A 19,455-nucleotide genomic window follows, 5' to 3' on the forward strand; every position below is an offset into this window, starting at 1 on the left:
GACTACACGCCGGCGGCGTTGCGTTCGACCGGGGTTCGGTAAGTCCTTTCCTGAGTGATGAGGGCTCGTGGCGAGGGAGCTTGCTCCCGCTGGGGCGCGCAGCGGCCCTGGAAACCAGGCGGCTCGATGTATCAGGTGCATCGAGTGGTCCTTTTTGAGGCTGCTGCGCAGCCTAGCGGGAGCAAGCTCCCTCGCCACGGAACCGAGTCTGATTTGATCCAGACATGACGACCGGCAGCGCCCCTGCCGGTCGTTTTTTTATGGGCGCCAATCAGCGCGCTGAATACTTCTCCAAAGGTCGGCGACACAGGTCTAGGGTGGTGAGATAACAATAAACAGGATCGCCCACATGACCGCCATGACCCCGTGTCCGGACCGTCCAGGATTGCTGCCTCGCCTGTCCTCGACGCATGTGCCGCGGCGGTCCCTGAGCGAGCCGCTGCTGATTTCCGAAGCGCGGGTAAAGCTGCTCTGCGCGCCGGCGGGCAGTGGCAAGAGTGCGTTGTTTGCCGAGTGTTTTTTGCAGGCTCCCAGTGACTGCCGGCTGCATTGGTTGCCCCTGGGGGGCGCGGCGTTGAGCACGGTGCAAATGTGCGAGTGCCTGGCACAGACCCTCGGGTTGCCGATGCTGGACGAAGCGGGGCTGTTGGCTCATCTGGCCCGTTTGCAAACGCCCACCTGGTTGTTCCTGGACGACTATTGCCGGGTACCGAATCCCGAACTGGACCAGTTGCTCGACCGTCTGTTGAATACCAGCAGTCCGGCGTTGCACCTTTGGCTCAACGGTCGCCGTCGTCCCCATTGCAACTGGCCGCGGCTGCTGCTCGACGACGAGCTGCATGAGCTTGACCCGCAGGCGCTGTTTTTCACCCCTGACGATGTCGAGCCCCTGCTTCGTCATCTGCCCGGTCCCCAGGCTGCCCGCACGGCCCGCGAGGTGATCCAGCGCAGTGGCGGCTGGTGTGCCGGGGTGCGCATCAGCTTGCTTGAGCGCTGCGAATGGGCACGCAGTCATGTGGCGCCGGGACGGCCGCGAACCTTGGTCGACTACTTGGAGTACGAGCTGTTCAGCACGCTGACCCCGGAACTGGCAGAGGCCTGGCGGGTGCTGGCGCATCTGCCGCGCTTCAATGCCCGGCTGTGCGAGCACCTGTTCGGCGACACGGTGGGCGCGCAATGCCTGCCGTTGTTGCTGGAGCTGGGTTGTTTCATCGAACCGTGGGAGCAGACCTCGGATTGGTTGCAGATCTTCCCGGCCCTGGCCCGGTTGGTGCGTGAAGAACCCTGGTCCCAGGGCCGCTCCTGGCATCGACGGGCCTGCCAATGGTTTGCGGCCGAGCAGGACTGGCAAATGGCATTCGAGCAAGCGATGTTGGCCGAGGAGTTCGAGACCGCCGTCAGTTTCTTGCAGCATTTGAGCTTCGAGCACGTCTTGCAGCGCCGCAACGTGGTGCTGTTGCTGAGCTTGCACGATCAACAAGGCGACGCGCTGACCCTCGGTACGCCGCAATCGGTGGGGCTGGTCACCGCTGCGCTGTTGTTCGCCGGGCGCTTCGACCAGGCGTCAATGTGCATCGAACAACTGGCCAGATTTATGCCGCAGCCTTCGGCCTGTCGGCAGCGACAGGTGCTGGCCAGGTGGCAGGTCTTGCAGGGCTGGTTGCTGCACCTCTCGGGCGATGGCGAACCGGCGCGCGAGCATTTTCTCCAGGCCCAGGCCAGCCTGGACACGGAGGCCTGGTCCCAACGGGTGCTGTGCCTGGGTGGGCTGACGCAGCAGGCGCTGCTGGCTGGCGATCTGGCCTCGGCGCAATGGATCAACCGCCAGGCGTTGTGCCTGGCGCGTGCACAGGGTTCGCTGGTCTTCGAGGGCTTGCTGGAGCTGGATCACGCCCAGGTTCTGGAGCAACGCGGCGCACCGCATCGGGCCGATCATTTGCTGGCCGCCGTCCAGGCGCTGCTGGATAAACCGGGCCAGGATTTTTCTCCGTTGTTGGGGCGTATTGCCTTGCGGCGCGGGCGCCTGGCGCTGCGCATGGGCTTTGAGGAACTGGCCGCCGAGCACTTTCAAACCGGCCTGGAAACGGGCCTGCTCAGCCAGGACAAACAGGTGCTCTATGGCTTTCTCGGCAAGGCCTGCCTGGCGGCCAACCAAGGCGACTATGGCGAGGCCTTCATGCATTTGCGTGATGCCGAGCGGACCATGCAGCAGCGGCACATCCCCGACACCGTTTACCGCGGCGTGTTGCTGCAAACCAGCTGCCAGTTCTGGTTGCAGCAGGGACGGGCGGAACTGGCCCATGAAGCGCTGACCCGCGTCTTGCGGCATTTTCGTGGACCGCAGGCCAAGCACGCGCCACCCGCGACCCTGGAGTTGATCGCGCGACTTGAATACCTGCTGGTGCTCGCCGAGGTCTACTTGCAACGGGCGCAGGAACCACAGGTGCGCCTGCAGGCCATGATCGCCCAGGCACAGCACGGTGAAATGCACAGCCTGGAAACCGAACTGCACCTGGTGCTGACAGAGGTCGTCTGGTTGTCCGGCGATCGTGCCCAGGCCCGTTCACTTTTGCAGGAAGGTCTCAAGGGAGTTACTTGCTGGCGGGCCCAGCAAGCCTTATGCGAGCTGCGCTTGCGCCAGCCCGAGCTGTTGCGCTGGGGCCAATCGGCAGAACAGGTCGAGTCGCCTGCCACCGTCGAGGACACCTTGCTCAGTCATCGCGAACTGGAGGTCCTGGAGCTGATTGCCCAAGGTCATTCAAACCAACAGATAGCCGAACAGTTGTTCATATCACTGCATACGGTGAAAACCCATGCGCGACGAATCCACAGCAAGTTGGGCGTACAACGGCGTACGCAAGCGGTGGCGAAAGCCAAGGTCATGGGGGTGATGGGTTAGGGCGATGAATGCTTGAAACTTCACGCACGCTTACACTTACTTTTTTACAGTCGGCTATTAGCCTGTGTATAACGGCGTGACTGAAGTTCAGCGATAAGTTGCGACTTCAGTTGAACCGAGATGCCGTGCTGTTGCATTCAACCGCACCATCAATAACGGCTCGAACAGGAAGTTCGAGGCCATGAAATGACAAGGACGTCTAATATGAATACCCCGTTGTTCTCTTCCCACTCCGAAAGACTGATCGCCCTGAAGAACACCCGCGTGGATTTTGCCGTGCAGGTGCTGTTGGGTCATTACCTGGAGCCACTGGGCATCAACCCATTCACTGCCTACGTGAATACATTGAAGGACTTCCCAAGTCCTGAAGTGGGAAGCTCCCGAACATTGTTCGACGAAACCCTGGCCTGCGTTGAAAAGCAACACCTGCCCACTTATACGCAAGGCGCCAGCAATCTATTCAGCAAACGTTATTCCTTTGCCGCTGAAGACCAGCTCAAGACATTGGACTTGATAGCATTTGAAAAAATCGTCATAGACATTGTTGCAAGTTTGACTCAACAGCCGGCAATCGAGCTGTCCCTGCGTCCCCTCAGGCCCTTGATCGCCGAGGACGTGCATGGCGCATTGAAAGTCCACGCGCCGGGTATCAACGCTGGTGGCGTATACGTGACTAACTTCATTGAGGATGACACCGGCCAGCGCCTGGTGTCGTCTTCCGAGGGGTTGGTCGAGTACCTGCTGGGCCATTTCCAGAATGATGTGATTCCTTATCACTCGGAGGGCAACCACCAGGGTATCTATACCGTTCGCTTCAGCGGGGAAGACAGCCATGTCCATCCGCAATTGATCACTACGCACCTCAATGATCTAGTGATCAGGATTGTCCCGGATTTCCTCGACTGATCCTGGCGCCGCCTCATACCCCATCCGCCAACTCACGGCCCGGGTCGCCGCCAACAATCGTTGCGCCGCCGGGCCGTTTTCGTCGGCGTGGAACAACGAGGTCGGGCCAACGATGGTCATCACCGCCTTCACCTCGCCGACGGCATTGAAGACCGGGGCGGACAAGGCGTCCACGCCCGGCATCAGCAAGCCATGCACATGGTGCAGGCCGCGGCTGCGGATCTGCTCGCACAAGGTGGCATAGGCGCGGTCGTCGGCCAGGGCGTGCTGCTCGGTGCCTTGCACTTCCTGCTCGCGCAGGCCGATGGTCTCGCGCGCCGGCAGATAAGCACTGAACACCAGCCCGGTGGACGAACTGAGCAACGGCAAGACCGAGCCCAGTTGCGTCACCACGGTCACGGCTCGCACGGCGGGTTCGATGCGCACCACGGTCGCGCCATGGTTGCCCCACACGGCGAGGAAGCAGGTTTCGTTCAAGTCGTCGCGCAACTCGGCCAGGGGCAGGGCGGCCACTTGCAGCACGTCCATGCCATTCAGCGCTGCCAGGCCCACACGCAGGGCTTCACGGCCCAGGCCGTAGTGGTTGGTGGCGGCGTTCTGCTCGGCAAACCCGCTGGCGATTAACGCCTGCAAGTAGCGATGGACCTTGCTCGCCGGCATTTGCACATGTTCGGCCAGGCGCGACAGCGACGTGGAGGGGGAGAGTTCGGCCAGGGCCTTGAGAATGTCGGTGCCGACTTCGGCCGAGCGAACTTTCTGTTTACCGTTGCTGAGCGGGATTTCCATGGAGGCGCAGGGTCCAGAGGCGAATGGGCTAATGCCTGTCAGTTAAGTGGATAGCACGGGCAAACACATAAACCGTGGCGAGGGCGCTTGCTCCCGCTGGGCCGGTCCGACGCCTCGGGGGTAGCAGCCCCAAAAACAGGGCCGCTTCGCGACCCAGCGGGAGCAAGCTCCCTCGCCACAGGGTTACTGTCGGGTTTTATTTCGCTTAACTGATCGGCATTGGGGCGAATGGGCGTCTTTATAGCTTGACGGTGGTTACTGAGCAAATTACGTTATGCGTAATTGAATTACGATAAAAATAACCCGGTGCGCCTCAACCCCTCCGTTGAGTGACGGGCCGCATCCCCAGGAGGCTCCATGAACCTCGATTCCACCGCGTCGGATCTGGTTTATCAGTCAGGCTTGGGCAACGAATTTGCCAGCGAAGCCTTGCCCGGCGCCTTGCCCGTCGGCCAGAACTCCCCGCAGAAAGCCCCGTACGGTCTCTATGCCGAGTTGTTTTCTGGCACGGCGTTCACCATGGCCCGCAGCGAGGCGCGGCGCACCTGGATGTATCGCATCCGACCGTCGGCCAACCATCCGGCCTTCACCAAGCTCGAACGGCAAGTGGCGGGAGGCCCATTGGGCGACGTCACCCCCAATCGCCTGCGCTGGAACCCGCTGGATATTCCCGACGAGCCCACCGACTTCATCGACGGGCTGGTGCGCATGGCGGCCAATGCCGGCGCGGATAAACCGGCGGGCGTCAGCCTTTATCACTACCGGGCCAACCGCTCCATGGAACGGGTGTTTTTCAATGCCGACGGTGAGTGGCTGATCGTGCCGCAACTGGGGCGGCTGCGGATCGCTACGGAGCTGGGCGTGCTGGAACTGGCACCGCTGGAAATCGCCGTGCTGCCCCGGGGCCTGAAGTTTCGCGTTGAACTGCTCGACCCCCAGGCCCGTGGCTACCTCGCCGAAAATCATGGTGCGCCGTTGCGTCTGCCGGACCTTGGGCCCATCGGCAGCAATGGCCTGGCGAACCCGCGGGACTTCCTGACGCCGGTCGCCCATTACGAGAACCTCGCGCAACCGACAACCTTGGTGCAGAAATTCCTCGGTGAGTTGTGGGTGTGCGAGCTGGATCACTCGCCCCTCGATGTGGTGGCCTGGCACGGCAACAACGTGCCGTACAAATATGACCTGCGCCGATTCAACACCATTGGCACGGTCAGTTTCGATCACCCTGACCCGTCGATTTTCACCGTGCTGACCTCGCCCACGAGTGTCCACGGCCTGGCCAACCTCGATTTCGTGATCTTCCCGCCACGCTGGATGGTGGCGGAAAACACCTTCCGTCCACCGTGGTTCCACCGCAACCTGATGAACGAATTCATGGGCCTGATCCAGGGCGCCTACGACGCCAAGGCCGAAGGTTTCCTGCCGGGCGGTGCGTCCCTGCACAGTTGCATGAGCGCCCATGGCCCGGACGGCGAAACCTGTACCAAGGCGATCAACGCTGATCTTCGGCCAGCGAAAATCGACAACACCATGGCGTTCATGTTCGAGACCAGCCAAGTGCTGCGCCCAAGTCGTTTCGCCCTGGACTGCCCGCAACTGCAAACCGACTACGATGCTTGTTGGGCCTCGCTGCCTGTCACGTTCGACCCGACCCGGAGATAACCATGACTCAACTTTCCCCTGCCCGTAGCTGGGTCGCCAGCGCCAACGGCCACGCCGATTTCCCGTTGCAGAACCTGCCATTGGGTATTTTCAGCGTCGATGGCGGTGCCTTGCGCAGCGGCGTGGCGATTGGCGAGCGGATTTTCGATCTGCAGGCGGCGCTGCACGCGGGCCTGTTTGACGGCGCGGCGCGGCAAGCCGTCGAAGCCATGGCCGACGGCCAATTGAATGAATTTTTCGACCTGGGCCGCAGCGCCCGGGTGGCCCTGCGTGAACGACTGCTGGAACTGTTGCGCGAAGACAGTCCGTTGCGTGGCAAAGTTGAAACGGCGAAGCTGCTGCTCGTCGCCGCCGACTGCCAGATGCACCTGCCCGCCAGGATCAACGACTACACCGACTTCTACGTCGGTATCGAACACGCCCAGAATGTCGGCAAACTGTTCCGCCCCGATAACCCGCTATTGCCCAACTACAAATACGTGCCTATCGGCTACCACGGTCGTGCCTCGACCATTCGCCCGTCCGGCACCGACGTGCGTCGCCCCAAGGGCCAGACCTTGCCGGCCGGCCAGGCCGAACCGACCTTCGGCCCGTGCGCGCGCTTGGACTATGAGCTGGAGCTGGGCATCTGGATCGGCAAGGGCAATGCCCTGGGCGAACCGATCCCCATTGGCGATGCCGCCGAGCACATTGGCGGGTTCTGCCTGCTCAACGACTGGTCGGCCCGGGACATCCAGGCGTGGGAATACCAGCCCCTGGGGCCGTTCCTGTCGAAGAGTTTCCTGACCAGCATTTCGCCGTGGGTGGTGACGGCTGAAGCCTTGGAGCCGTTCCGCCGCCCACAGCCGGCGCGCCCGGAAGGCGATCCGCAACCGCTGCCTTATCTGCTGGACACCCGTGACCAGGCCGGCGGCGCCCTCGACATCGAATTGGAAGTTCTGTTGCTGACCGAGGCTATGGTCGAGCAGAACCTGCCGGCTCAGCGCCTGACGTTGAGCAACACCCGATACATGTACTGGACCGTGGCGCAGATGATCGCGCATCACAGCGTCAACGGCTGCCAGTTGCAGGCCGGCGACCTGTTTGGCTCGGGCACCTTGTCTGGGCCTGAAAACCATCAATTCGGCAGCCTGCTGGAAATCACCGAAGGCGGGAAAAAACCAATCGAACTGGCGTCTGGCGAAGTGCGCCGATTCCTCGAGGACGGTGACGAAATCATCTTGCGCGCCCGTTGCCGCCGCGAAGGTTTCGCCTCCATCGGCTTCGGCGAATGCCGGGGCAAGATCCTGCCGGCGCGTTGAGGGTAGCCATGGAACTCTATACCTACTACCGCTCCACCTCGTCCTACAGGGTGCGCATTGCGTTGGCCCTCAAAGGCCTGGATTACCAGGCCTTGCCCGTCAACCTGATCGCTGCGCCGGGGGGCGAGCATCGCCAGCCAGCCTATCTGGCGATCAACCCCCAGGGGCGGGTGCCGACGCTGCGTACCGATGAGGGCGCGTTGCTGGTGCAATCACCCGCCATCATCGAATACCTGGAGGAGCGTTATCCCCAGGTGCCGCTGCTCAGCGCCGACCTGATTGTGCGTGCCCACGAGCGTGGCGTCGCCGCGCTGATCGGTTGCGACATTCATCCCTTGCACAACGTCAGCGTGCTCAACCAGCTGCGGCAGCGGGGCCACGATGAAACGCAGGTGACGGAGTGGATCGGGCATTGGATCAGCCGGGGATTGGCGGCGGTGGAGCAGTTGATTGGCGACGACGGCTATTGCTTCGGCGCGCTGCCGGGGTTGGCGGATGTGTTCCTGATCCCGCAGCTGTACGCCGCCGAGCGGTTCACTGTTTCCTTGCAAGGGTATCCGCGGATCCGGCGCGTGGCGGCGTTGGCGGCTGGGCATCCGGCGTTCCAGCAGGCGCACCCGGCGAATCAGCCGGATACACCCACTTGATATTGATGTTGGCTGGTCTGCCGCTATCGCGAGCAAGCTCGCTCCCACATTGATCCGGGTGTACGCCGATCAAATGTGGGAGCGGGCTTGCTCGCGAAGACGATTCAACGGTCGACAAAGAGGTGCAGTCTCACGACAACTCAATGCACCACCGAATTCGGCGGCAGATGCCCCAGCCGCTCCGTCAGCCGGATTCGCTGGATCGGATCGTCACTGAGCATCAGCGCATGCTCCAGGTCGAAGCGTTCGGCGTTGGGGCAATCGAGCCGCTGGTACAGGCTGGCGCGGGCCAGGTAGTCGGCGGCGCTGGCGTTGCCCAGTTCCAGCACCCGTTCGGCGTCGATCAGGGCCGCGATGTAGTCGTCGTTCGCCAGATGCAGTTGGCGCAGGTTGCGCGACAGGCGCTGCAGCATCTGCATCGGCTCGGCGTTGACCAAGTGCTCGGCCTTGAGCGACATATTCGCGCCGTATTGGCGTTGCAGCAGTTCCCGGCAGTCGTTGGGGTACAACCGGCGGCCACCGCATGGGTCGAGCAGGTGGTCGGCCCCAGGTACCTTCAACAGGAAATGCCCGGGGAAATTGACACCGACCATCGGAATTTCCAGGCCGCGGGCCAACTCCAGGGCAATCAGCCCGAGGGCCAGGGGCTGCCCGCGTTTGCGCGCCAGGACTTTATCCAACAGCGCCGCTCGCGGCCGCAGCGGTGTGAAGTCGTCCTGGGCGAAACCCAGGTCGTTGAGCCGTCGTAGCAGAGGCTGGCCCAGCTCGCTGACAGGCAGCATCGGCAGGTCATGGCTGACCCGCTGTTGCAGTTCCTTGAATTCCCTCAGCAAGACCGGAACGTTGACGTCGCGATCATGTTCGGCAGCGATCCACAACGCTGCTTCGAACAACGCCGGCGGCGAGCGGTGCAGGCAATCAAAAAAGGCTTGGCGCGGTTTCATCGAACTCTCCGGGCTATGCTCCCGTTTTAGCCCTGCCATGGATTTTCGTCCAGTCTCCAAAAGATGCTGTGACAGGTTATGCCGAAAAAGACTGACCACCCAGGCGACTTATTCCGGCGTGCTCCAGCAATTTTCGACTGCACGCCTATACTGGCGAAACAAACAAAAGTGATTCGGGAGCCTTACGATGTTTGCTCTCATGCAAAGCTCCCGCCTTGAATCGCTGCACTTAAGCGTAGACCCGACGACCGGGTTGAAGGCGGTGATTGCCATTCATTGCAGCCGCCCCGGGCCTGCCCTGGGAGGCTGTCGTTATCTTGCCTACCCCGACGACGAAAGTGCCGTGGCAGACGCCGTGCGCCTGGCCCAAGGCATGAGCTACAAGGCGGCTCTGGCTGGTTTGCCCGTGGGCGGCGGGGTGGCGGTGATCATGCGTCCGGCCCATGTGGAGAGTCGGGCGGCGCTGTTCGAAGCCTTTGGTCGTTGCATCGAGCAATTAGACGGGCGCTATATCACCGCCATCGACAGCGGCACGTCGGTGGCCGACATGGATTGCATCGCCCAGCAGACCCGCCATGTCACCAGTACCACCGCCGCGGGAGACCCTGCGCCCCACGCGGCGATGGGTGTCTTTGCCGGCATCCGTGCCACCGCCATGGCTCGCCTGGGCAGCGATAACCTCGAAAGCCTGCGGGTGGCGATCCAGGGCCTGGGCAATGTCGGTTATGCCCTGGCCGAACAGCTGCATGCGGCGGGGGCCGAATTGCTGGTCAGCGACATCGACCCTGGCAAGGTGCAACTGGCCATGGAGCAACTGGGCGCCCATCCGATCGCCAACGACGCGCTGCTCAGCACACCCTGCGACATCCTCGCCCCTTGCGGCCTGGGCGGGGTCCTCAACAGCCAAAGCGTGGCGCAACTGCGCTGCTCGGCCGTTGCCGGCTCAGCCCACAATCAGTTGAGCAACCTGCAGGTGGCCGATCAGTTGGAAAGACGCGGGATTCTCTATGCGCCGGACTATGTGATCAACTCCGGCGGGCTGATCTACGTCGCCCTCAAGCATCGTGGTGAAGAGCTGCCGACGATCACCGCGCACCTGTCGAAAATCGGTGCAAGGCTTACGGAAGTCTTTGCGCATGCCCAGGCGGAAAAGCGCTCACCGGCCCGGGTGGCCGATGAACTGGCGGAGCGCCTGTTGTACCGCTGAAAATCAAAAAGGAAATCATTGGTAGCAGTGAAGCAGTGAAGCAGTGAAGCAGTGAAGCAGTGAAGCAGTGAAGCAGTGAAGCAACCTATCTGTGGGAGCAAAGCTTTCTCGCGATGCAGGCGCCGCGACTGTTCAGGCTAACCGAGTCATCTTCATCGCGAGCAAGCTTTGCTCCCACAGATAAATTTCCTTGCCACAGTTTTTCCGCAATTACCTCAGCAGGTAAACCGGAAAGCATTCACACAAATGCATCACTCGGCGCCGGGTGTTATCCAGGCGTGCGGCGTTGTTCGGCTGTTCCAGCAGGTCGGCTATCAGGTTCGCCACTTCGGCACATTCCGCTTCACCAAAACCGCGTGTGGTCAGGGCAGGGGTGCCGATGCGAATGCCGCTGGTGATCGCCGGTTTCTGCGGGTCATTGGGGATCGCGTTTTTGTTCAGGGTGATATGGGCGCTTTCCAGCAGCGCCTCGGCGTCTTTGCCGGTGATGTTCATCGAGCGCAGGTCGAGCAGGAACATGTGGCAGTCGGTACCGCCGGACACCACCCGCAAGCCACGCCGGGTCAGGACGTCGGCCATGACCCGGGCGTTGTCGACCACCCGCTGCTGGTAATGCTTGAACCCGTCGCCCAGGGCTTCGTTGAAAGCCACGGCCTTGGCGGCGATGACGTGCATCAGCGGGCCGCCCTGGTACACCGGGAAAATCGTCTTGTCGAGCAGGGCGGCGTATTGCGCCTTGGCCAGGATCAGGCCGCCGCGGGGGCCGCGCAACGTCTTGTGGGTAGTCGAAGTGATGAAGTCGGCGATGCCCACCGGCGAGGGGTACACGCCGGCGGCGATCAACCCGGCGTAGTGCGCCATGTCCACCATCAGGTAGGCGCCGATTTCATCGCAGACCTTGCGAAAGCGCTGGAAATCAATGGTCCGCGAATAGGCCGAGGCTCCGGCAATGATCATCTTCGGCCGGTGCTCCCGGGCCAGGGCTTCCATTTCTTCGTAGTCGAGGGTTTCGGTTTCCGTGTCCAGGCCATAGGAAAAGGCCCGGTAGATTTTGCCGGAAAAATTCACCGAGGCGCCGTGGGTCAGGTGGCCGCCGTGGGCCAGTGACATGCCCAGGATCGTGTCGCCGGGTTCCAGCACCGCCAGGAAAACCGCTTGGTTGGCCTGGGAGCCGGAATGCGGCTGCACGTTGACGTATTCGCAGTTGAACAATTTGCGCGCACGCTCGATGGCCAGGTTCTCGATTTCATCGACGACCTTGCAGCCACCGTAGTAACGCTTGCCCGGATAGCCTTCGGCGTACTTGTTGGTGAGCACGGAACCCTGGGCCTGGAGCACTTCTTCGCTGACGTAGTTTTCCGAAGCGATCAGTTCCAGGTGGGTTTCCTGGCGGTTGCGCTCGCGGTCGATCAGGCGGGCAACGGCGGGATCGAAATTTTGCAGACTCATGGTGTGATTCCTTAGATAAACGCTTCGGCCAGCGGCGCAGTCATGGTGTGCGGCAACACCCGCGGCTGGCTTTTGGACGAATCGGACAGAAAAATGGAGGTGTCTTTCAAACCGCTGCCGGTGATCAGGATCACGGCGGTTTGCGGGGTGTCGGGGTGTGTTTCTGCGTACTTGAGCAGGCCGGCGAAGGCACTGGCGGCGCCGGCTTCCGGAAACACGCCGGTGCTGGCGGCCAATCGAGAGGCGGCGGCGACAATGCTTGGGTCGCTGACGCAGATGAACTCGCCGCCACTGGCCGTTACCGCGCGCATGGCCTTGAGGCGATCACGCGGCAGCGCCACGTTGATGCTGCTGGCCAGGCTGGTGGGCGGCAGGCGTTCGGTTTGTTGCATCGAGCGGTCGTAGCGCCAGGCGCGATACATGAAGTTGCTGTGCTCGGCCTGCACGCCGATCAGGCGCGGAATGCGTTCGATCCAGCCCAGTTGCAGCAGGTCGAAAAAGCCTTTGTAGACCGAACCCAGGATGCAGCCATTGCCGACGGGCACGAATACCAGGTCCGGCACCTGCCAGTTGAGCTGTTCGCACATCTCGAAGGCGACGGTTTTCTTGCCTTCGCTCATGTACGAGTTGATCCCGGTGGTGCGGTTGTACCAGCCGTGTTTTTCGCAGGCGTCGAGGCATTGTTCGAAGGCTTCGTCGTATTGCCCGTCGACCAGCACGATCTCGGCGCCATAGCCCTGCATCTGCGCGAGCTTTTCCCGGGGCGCGCTCTTGGGCAGGTAGATGACGTTGTGCAAGCCCAGGCTGGCGCTCATCCCGGCCAATGCCGAAGCCGCATTGCCGGTGCTGGCCACCGCCACGGTGCGCGCACCGGATTGCATGGCGTGGGCCACCGCCAGCGCGCTGGCGCGATCCTTCAATGACCCGGTCGGTTGCCGCGATTCGTCTTTTACGTAGACTTTGATCCGGGCACCCTTGCCGAGCAATTCCGGGCGCGAGTACAGCGGCGTATTGCCCACCAGTAACGGTGGAATGAACTGCGTCGAGCTCAACGGCATCAAGCGGTCATAGCGCCACATGCCACGGGCGTGGTCATGGGCCAGGCTGTCCCGGGACCATTCGCGCTTGAGTGTGGGGTAGTCGTAAAGCGCATCCAGGGCACCATCGATTTGGCAATGAGGACAGTAGTAGCTGACCTCATGGGGCTGGTAGCTTCGATCGCAAGCCAGGCACTGCAATACATACGCTCTGTACGAATTTTTCATGGTCACCCTCTGAAAGTACGCTGTGCTGGTGCTTTCCTTGCCAACGTCGGTCCGGCGCACCGGACCGACGGGCACTCCGCTGGCAGCAGGTGTTTCAGATCACCATGATGGCGTCGATGGCGACCAGGGTATTGCGGGCCAGCGCACTGGCGCCGGCGGTGGTGCGGGCCGGGTACGGCTTGGTGAAATATTCTTCCATCACGCGGTTGAGGGTCGGGAACTCACTCAGGTCGGTAATGAACGCCGTGACCTTGACCACGTTCGCCAGGGTGCCGCCTGCCGCTTCGGCCATTTGCACCAGGTTGTCGAGGGTCTGGCGCAGTTGGCCTTCGAAATCCTTGGCCAGCACTTCGTTGTTCAGCGCCGAGACCGGGGTCTGCGCCGACAGGTAGATGGTCTGCCCGTGGCTGACCTTGATGCCCTGGGAATAGGAGCCCAGCGGTAGCGGCGCCTTGTCGGTGAAAATGACGTTCTCTTCGCCCAGGAAAGGTTTGGCGGCGGACTGGATGTGAGCGGTGGTTTGCATAGTGACGTTCCTTGTTAAGTGGATGGGTTAGTGCAAATCGGCAACCTGCTTGACGGCCAGGCTGGAAAATTCCTCGTCGCGACAACGGGCCGGGGAAAAATGCTGGTAGTTGAGTTGCAGCGCCGCCAGGTCGGCCGGCAGGGCGATGCCCAGCGCCGCATGACTGCATAGGCGGGCAATGGCGGGCGCGGCCTGGATGCCGTAGCCACCGAGGGCGGCGAGCCAGATAAAACTTTCTTGCCGTGGGTCTTGGCCGAGCACCGGCGAGCGGTCGGCGACGAAGGTGCGCAGGCCCGCCCATTTGTTGATGATCGAGCGGGGGCGCAGGCGCGTGGTGTTTTGCAGGCGATCCATGGTGATGGCCAGGTCGAGCTCTTCCGGCAGCGCGTCGCAGGGCAACGATGGGTTTTCATCGCAGGGCGAGACGATCAGTCGCCCGGCTTCAGGCTTGATGAAAATGTCCTCGTCCACCGTGCCCAGGTACGGCGTGTGGTGCACGTCGCACTGTGGATCGACCGCTAGCACGGTGCGCCGCAATGGTCGGACACCGACCTTGGGCACGCCGCAGCGCTCGGCGAACTCATCGGCCCAGGCACCGGCGGCGTTGACCACGATGGCGCTTTGCAGCTGCTGGCCGTCCCGGATGTGCAAGCGCCAATGCCCGTCGGATATTCGCCACGCAGCACTTCGGTCTCGCGCTTGACCACGCCACCGCGGGCACGCAACCCGCTGAGGTAGGCACCGTGAATGCCGTGCACATCCAGGTCGAAGGCGCTGGGCTCGTAGATCCCGGCACTCCAGGTGCCTTCGGCGAGGTAGGGGACCAGTTCCTGTACTTGCTTGTCGTCGAGCAACTCGGCCGTAGGCACTTGGCCCAATACGGCGCTGAAACGCGCTTTGAGTTTTTCCACCCGCGCCGCCTGGGCCACGATCAACGCGCCCCGTGGCGCCCAGAGTGGATGCTCGGCCAGACCTTCGGGCGGATTCTCGAAAAAGCGCCGGGACGCGCAGGTCAGCGAACGGATCTGCTGGTTGCCGTAGCTTTCCATCGAGATCGCGGCCGAACGCCCCGTGGTGTGGTAGGCCAGTTGTTGTTCCTGTTCGAGCAGGCAGACGCTGCCATGGGCCGCCAGTTCATAAGCGACTGAGACGCCGGCGATGCCGCCACCGACCACGATGAAGTCGTAACGAGCAGTCATGGTCGGCTGCCCTCGGCGATAACGGCGGCTTTGCTTTCCCGGGTGTAGGTCAGCACGAAATGCGCCACGAGACCAAAGATCAGCCCCCAGAACGCGGCGGCCAAGCCGAGGAAACTCATGCCCGAAGCGGTGACCAGAAAGGTGATCAGCGCGGCTTCCCGTTGCTTCTCATCCGCCATGGCGCCGGTCAGCCCGGCACTGATCGCGCCAAACAGGGCGAGGCCGGCGAGGGAGGCGATCAATTCTTTCGGCAGGGCGGAAAACACCGAGGCCAGGGTCGCGCCGAAAGTGCCCATCAGGATGTAGAACACCCCGCAGGCAATCCCGGCGATGTAGCGTTTGTCGCGGTCCTCGTGGGCTTCGCGGCCGGTGCAGATCGCGGCGGTAATGGCCGCCAGGTTAAGACCGTGGGACCCGAACGGGGCCATCAGGGCCGAGCCAATCGCGGTGACCGAAATGATCGAGCGCGCCGGCGTGTTGTAGCCCGAGGTGCGCAATACGGCCATGCCGGGTACGTACTGGCCGGTCAAGGTCACCAGCGCCAATGGCAGGCCGATGTTGATGATTGCGTGCCAGCTCCATTCCGGTGCGATGAAGACCGGATGAGCCACGGCGATGGTGATCGAGGTGCTGTTGAGTTCACCGAACGAGGCGGCCACCGCGCAGCCGATGATCAGCACCGACAGGATGGCGTAGCGTGGCGAGAATCGCTTGAAGACCAGGTACGCCGCGATCATTGCCAGCACCATCGCCGGCTGCAGCTTGATCGACGTGAACAGCTCGGCGCCGAAGCGGAACAGAATGCCGGCGAGCATGGCGGCGGCAATGGCCTTGGGCAGGCGACTCATCAACTTGTCGAACGCCCCGGACAAACCGACCACGGCGATGATCACCGACGCCACCACATAGGCACCGATGGCCTGGGGCAGGGTCACGGTGGGCAGCATTGACACCAGCAGCGCCGCCCCCGGTGTGGACCATGCGGTGATGACCGGGACACGCAGGCGCCAGCTCAAGAGGAGGCCGGTAATCCCGCTGCCGATGGAAATGGCCCAGATCCACGAAGACACCACGTCGTTGGGCAGGTGCGCTTCCTTGGCTGCCTGGAACACGATGATGAGCGGGCCGGCGTAGGAAATGATCACGGCGATGAAGCCCGCGATGACCGCTGACAGGGATAGATCCTTTCTGAATGTGTCCATGATGTCTCGACTTGGCGCGGCAGGAGCGCGCAGTGGGGGATTGAGTCGATTGCTTCGATTCGTAATCAGTGTATTTGAATGGATTGAGTTGATTCAATAGGGGGTGTGATTGTTACGAGATATTTTTCTGATATCACGGCGCTATTCTGCAATTTATTGCAGATAATATATTGATTTATATGGATATTATTTGTTGTAAAATTTCTTTAATCCACGCTGATAAACAATTCAATAATCGCATCAATCGACTCAATGGATCGAATGCGTCGAATTATTAGTTGCCTAACCTCCATGTGATATGCTCGGATATTCATCATTTCTACGATGGGCAGTGATCATTCATGTGGGTTCCCCAGCTAAGCGAGTTCAGCCAGCCGATGTATCTGTCGATTGCCGATGCGTTGGCGCGCGATATCAACAACGGCGTACTGAACGAGGGTGATCGCCTGCCGACCTTGCGAGAGCTGGCCACCACCTTGAATGTCACGCCAGGTACCATCAGTCGGGCGTACAGCGAAGCCCATCGGCGTCGGCTGGTGCAGGGGGAAGTGGGACGTGGCACTTATGTGCTCAACCAGAAGCAGCTGGAGCTGCCGGCCAGTAACAGCGCGTCCGCGCCGCTGAACCTGGGGCAGTCCGAACTGCTCGACCTTTCGATCATCAAGCCCTATAGCGAGACGCTGGAGTACTGGTTGCGCGGCGCGCTGGTGGGCATGGCCAAAAGCACCGATTTCGCCCGCGCGCTCGATTACGCGCCGGACGGCGGCCACCCGGCCCATCGCGAGGCGGGGGCGCAATGGTTGCGTCATTCATTGCCCGACGCGCAATGGCAGCAAGTGGTGATTACCGCCGGGGCCCAGCATGGCTTGATGGTCGCGATGAGCGCCCTGACCAACGCTGGCGACCTGGTGCTCTGCGAGACGCTGTGCTACCCGGGCATCATTTCCCTGGCCCACGGTCTTGAGCGTCGCCTGCGTGGCGTGCCGATGGATGACGAAGGCATCATTCCCGAAGCCTTGCGCGAACTGTGCCTGCGGGAGAAGCCGGCGATGCTGGTCTGCGTGGCGACCTGCCAGAACCCGACGGCGGCGATCATGTCGCAGAAACGTCGGGCCCAGATTGCCGCGCTGGCCGAGGAATTCGACTTCATCATCCTGGACGATGACATCTACGGCTTCCTGGCCACCGATCCGTCGATCAAACCCTTGTCGGCCTTTGCGCCGGATCGCTCGGTTTACCTGACCAGCCTGTCGAAATCGGTCATGCCGGCGCTGCGCATTGGTTACATCTACAGTCCGCCGAAATTGCTCTCGCGCCTGACGTCGATGGTGCGCAGCAGTGTGTGGATGCCGTCGCCGTTGACTGCGCAACTGGCCAGCAACGTGATTACCGAAGGCCTGGACAAGAAATTGATCCGCATCCAGCGCAACGAGGCGGCGGGGCGGCAAGCGATCGCTCGGGAAATCTTCGCCAATTTCGAGCTCAAGACCCAGCCGTATTCCTATCACGTCTGGTTGACGCTGCCCGAGCCGTGGACGAGCGACGAGTTCACCATGCTCGCCCGGGCCAACGGCGTATTGGTGCTCAGTGGCACCCAGTTCCAGGCTGAGCGTTCAGGCACCACCCGGTGCGTGCGGCTGGTGCTGATGTCGCCCACCAGCCAGGACGAACTGCGCTTCGCCCTGACCAAGTTGGCCAGCCTGATCGATTCGGATCCGCGTCGTTATTACTAAAAAGATCGCAGCCTTCGGCAGCGCCTACGCGGTGTAGGCGCAGCCGAGGGCTGCGATCTTTTGGTTATTCTTCCGACGGGTTGAGCAGTTCGGACAAGGCGTCCGGCTGGCTCTTGAATGCCTTGGCGAACACATCGCGATTTTTCGCCATGTAGATCCCGGCTTCCTCGACCTGCTGCTCGCTTAGCGATGGAACGGCTTTTTGCAACACTTCGGCCAGCAATTCGGCGAGTTCCAGCATTTTGTCATGACGGTCAGCTTCGGCTTTATCCATGAACAAGCGCTCCAGATCTCGGCTGCTGCGGTATACCACTTCGACGGCCATTCACCACCTCACATGCCTTCACATTGGTTTGTCTTTGCGACTACTGTATTTATATACAGGCAAAAGAATAAGCGAATCCTCTTGCTTTGGATAGTGGCTTTTTAATGTAGACCGATTTCGACATGTGAGCGCCAAGATGATGTGGACAAAGCTTGGGTAGGAGCAAGCCTTGTGGGAGCAAAGCTTGCTCGCGATCAGGCCGCATGAAGCTTCCAAAGTGCCGCATACCAGCCTATCGCCATCTCACCCTCACTCGCTGGCCTTTTTTCTGCATGCAGAACAACCGTCACGTCCAACCCGCATCATCCGGTCGAACCGACCTAAGGAAACTACATCGTGAAAATCAACTGGGCCGAGAACCTGCGCCAGAACGTCCATCAGCTGGCCGAGTCCCTGGGAAACCTCTTCGTCGAGACCTTCCACTACCTGGCGCTGTTCGCCATCGGTGCGGTGACCGCGTGGGCGGCGGTGATGGAGTTCTTGCAGATGCTCGAGGCGGGGCACATCAAGATCGATGACATCCTGCTGCTGTTCATCTACCTGGAATTGGGGGCGATGGTCGGGATCTACTTCAAGACCAACCACATGCCGGTGCGATTCCTGATCTACGTGGCGATTACCGCGCTGACGCGGCTGCTGATTTCCAACGTTTCCCACCACAGCCCGCCCGACCTGGGGATCATCTACTTGTGCGGTGGTATCTTGCTGCTGGCGTTTTCGATCCTGGTGGTGCGCTACGCTTCGTCGCAGTTCCCCTCGGTGAAGATCGAGCACCCGCACCGCAAGGTTGGCGCGGGTTCCAGCGAGCATGCCGAAGTGGAGAAAGGCGAAATCTAGATCCCGGCGGCCGAGGGCGCCGGCCCCTGTGCATGCGGCGGTGGCAGCTTGATGTTGTCACCGCCGGTCATGGCTTCGAGGATGGCCACGGCGCTGTGGCCCTGCTCAATGGCGATGCCGAACTGAATGCTTTGCACCAGGCGTTTGAGCCGCTCCGGGTCGTTGCGCTGCTGGGCGCTGATCATGCGTTTGGCGACGATGCGCCCGCTCTTGGACAGGGTCAGCATGATGCTGCCATCCAGTCCCTGGATACTCAGGTTGATTTGATAATGCGGCGCAAAAGCGTCGGTAATGAGCTGAAAAGGGTTGTCCATGATGCGTCACCGCCTGATTGAACGTGCAGTTGTTGACCGGCCGTGATCGGGATTAGTTCGCAACACCGGACCATCGGCCATTCCATGATCGTGTTCATCTGAAGGTTCCTGGGGCCAGGCAGGCTTCAAAATCAAAGATCGCAGCCTGCGGCAGCTCCTAAAGGGAGTTAGCAAGGGGCATGCCGGAAAAAACGTCGGACAATGATCCCGGTGCCCAAGCGCCAAACGCTCTGGAATGCGGCTGCCCGTTTCG

Annotated in this window: 16 protein-coding genes and 1 pseudogene; 8 read left to right on the plus strand and 9 right to left on the minus strand. The window is 61.5% G+C overall.

What is annotated here, in order from left to right:
* Nucleotides 1–349: 349 nt before the first annotated feature.
* Together HU767_RS11235 and HU767_RS11240 are read left to right on the plus strand one after the other, a co-directional pair.
* Nucleotides 350–2,899 (plus strand): LuxR C-terminal-related transcriptional regulator, encoded by a 2,550-nt coding sequence (locus HU767_RS11235; RefSeq protein ID WP_186705063.1) that lies wholly within the window; start codon nt 350–352, stop codon nt 2,897–2,899.
* 204 nt (nt 2,900–3,103) lie between these two features.
* Nucleotides 3,104–3,805 carry a hypothetical protein gene (locus tag HU767_RS11240; RefSeq protein WP_186705064.1) on the plus strand — a complete coding sequence of 234 codons (702 nt, stop codon included), beginning with the start codon at nt 3,104–3,106 and terminating at the stop codon, nt 3,803–3,805.
* Here HU767_RS11240 and HU767_RS11245 read toward each other — a convergent pair.
* Complete coding sequence (locus HU767_RS11245; protein WP_186705065.1) at nt 3,770–4,591, minus strand: IclR family transcriptional regulator; 822 nt, start codon at nt 4,589–4,591, stop codon at nt 3,770–3,772. The genes HU767_RS11240 and HU767_RS11245 overlap by 36 nt on opposite strands.
* A 357-nt stretch (nt 4,592–4,948) precedes the next feature.
* On the opposite strand from HU767_RS11245, the gene hmgA reads away from it, so the two are divergent.
* The 3 genes from hmgA to maiA are packed head-to-tail and all read left to right on the plus strand — an operon-like array spanning nt 4,949 to nt 8,201.
* A complete protein-coding gene (gene hmgA / locus HU767_RS11250) occupies nt 4,949–6,253 on the plus strand; it encodes a homogentisate 1,2-dioxygenase (RefSeq protein WP_186705066.1) in 1,305 nt (434 codons plus the stop codon).
* 2 nt (nt 6,254–6,255) lie between these two features.
* A complete protein-coding gene (fahA, locus tag HU767_RS11255; RefSeq protein ID WP_186729547.1) occupies nt 6,256–7,554 on the plus strand; it encodes a fumarylacetoacetase in 1,299 nt (432 codons plus the stop codon).
* A gap of 8 nt (nt 7,555–7,562) precedes the next feature.
* Complete coding sequence (gene maiA, locus HU767_RS11260) at nt 7,563–8,201, plus strand: maleylacetoacetate isomerase (RefSeq protein WP_186729548.1); 639 nt, start codon at nt 7,563–7,565, stop codon at nt 8,199–8,201.
* Nucleotides 8,202–8,341: 140 nt separating this feature from the next.
* Here maiA and HU767_RS11265 read toward each other — a convergent pair whose 3' ends face one another.
* Complete coding sequence (locus tag HU767_RS11265; protein WP_186729549.1) at nt 8,342–9,145, minus strand: transglutaminase family protein; 804 nt, start codon at nt 9,143–9,145, stop codon at nt 8,342–8,344.
* Between the two features lie 187 nt (nt 9,146–9,332).
* Between HU767_RS11265 and HU767_RS11270 the strand changes: the two genes are divergently transcribed.
* Nucleotides 9,333–10,352, plus strand: a complete 1,020-nt coding sequence (locus tag HU767_RS11270) for a Glu/Leu/Phe/Val dehydrogenase (RefSeq protein ID WP_186705070.1) — start codon at nt 9,333–9,335, stop codon at nt 10,350–10,352.
* Nucleotides 10,353–10,562: 210 nt separating this feature from the next.
* Here the strand turns inward: HU767_RS11270 and glyA are convergent, their stop codons facing one another.
* From glyA to HU767_RS11295, 5 genes and pseudogenes are all read right to left on the minus strand, one after another.
* Nucleotides 10,563–11,801: a serine hydroxymethyltransferase gene (gene glyA / locus HU767_RS11275; RefSeq protein WP_186729550.1), complete on the minus strand. Its 1,239-nt coding sequence runs from the start codon at nt 11,799–11,801 to the stop codon at nt 10,563–10,565.
* Between the two features lie 11 nt (nt 11,802–11,812).
* Nucleotides 11,813–13,066, minus strand: coding sequence for a threonine synthase (gene thrC / locus HU767_RS11280; RefSeq protein ID WP_186729551.1), 1,254 nt, complete (start codon nt 13,064–13,066; stop codon nt 11,813–11,815).
* Nucleotides 13,067–13,160: 94 nt separating this feature from the next.
* A complete protein-coding gene (locus tag HU767_RS11285; RefSeq protein WP_186729552.1) occupies nt 13,161–13,592 on the minus strand; it encodes a Rid family detoxifying hydrolase in 432 nt (143 codons plus the stop codon).
* A gap of 27 nt (nt 13,593–13,619) precedes the next feature.
* Nucleotides 13,620–14,791, minus strand: a pseudogene (locus HU767_RS29185) (FAD-dependent oxidoreductase).
* The gene (locus tag HU767_RS11295; RefSeq protein WP_186729553.1) at nt 14,788–15,993 is read right to left on the minus strand and encodes a benzoate/H(+) symporter BenE family transporter; all 1,206 of its coding nucleotides are present in this window, start codon (nt 15,991–15,993) and stop codon (nt 14,788–14,790) included. Before HU767_RS11295 ends, HU767_RS29185 begins: the two are co-directional and overlap by 4 nt.
* Before the next feature lie 341 nt (nt 15,994–16,334).
* Here HU767_RS11295 and HU767_RS11300 point away from each other — a divergent pair, with 341 nt between their 5' ends.
* A complete protein-coding gene (locus HU767_RS11300) occupies nt 16,335–17,726 on the plus strand; it encodes a PLP-dependent aminotransferase family protein (RefSeq protein ID WP_186729554.1) in 1,392 nt (463 codons plus the stop codon).
* A gap of 64 nt (nt 17,727–17,790) precedes the next feature.
* Here the strand turns inward: HU767_RS11300 and HU767_RS11305 are convergent, their stop codons facing one another.
* Nucleotides 17,791–18,051 carry a YebG family protein gene (locus HU767_RS11305; protein ID WP_186729555.1) on the minus strand — a complete coding sequence of 87 codons (261 nt, stop codon included), beginning with the start codon at nt 18,049–18,051 and terminating at the stop codon, nt 17,791–17,793.
* 336 nt (nt 18,052–18,387) lie between these two features.
* On the opposite strand from HU767_RS11305, the gene HU767_RS11310 reads away from it, so the two are divergent.
* Nucleotides 18,388–18,888, plus strand: a complete 501-nt coding sequence (locus HU767_RS11310) for a phosphate-starvation-inducible PsiE family protein (RefSeq protein WP_053125067.1) — start codon at nt 18,388–18,390, stop codon at nt 18,886–18,888.
* Here the strand turns inward: HU767_RS11310 and HU767_RS11315 are convergent.
* The gene (locus HU767_RS11315; RefSeq protein ID WP_186705076.1) at nt 18,885–19,202 is read right to left on the minus strand and encodes a DUF3509 domain-containing protein; all 318 of its coding nucleotides are present in this window, start codon (nt 19,200–19,202) and stop codon (nt 18,885–18,887) included. The two genes, HU767_RS11310 and HU767_RS11315, sit on opposite strands and share 4 nt — an antisense overlap.
* Between the last annotated feature and the right edge of the window lie 253 nt (nt 19,203–19,455).

The sequence above is a fragment of the Pseudomonas sp. SWRI179 genome, assembly GCF_014268705.1.
GTDB lineage: Bacteria > Pseudomonadota > Gammaproteobacteria > Pseudomonadales > Pseudomonadaceae > Aquipseudomonas > Aquipseudomonas zanjanensis.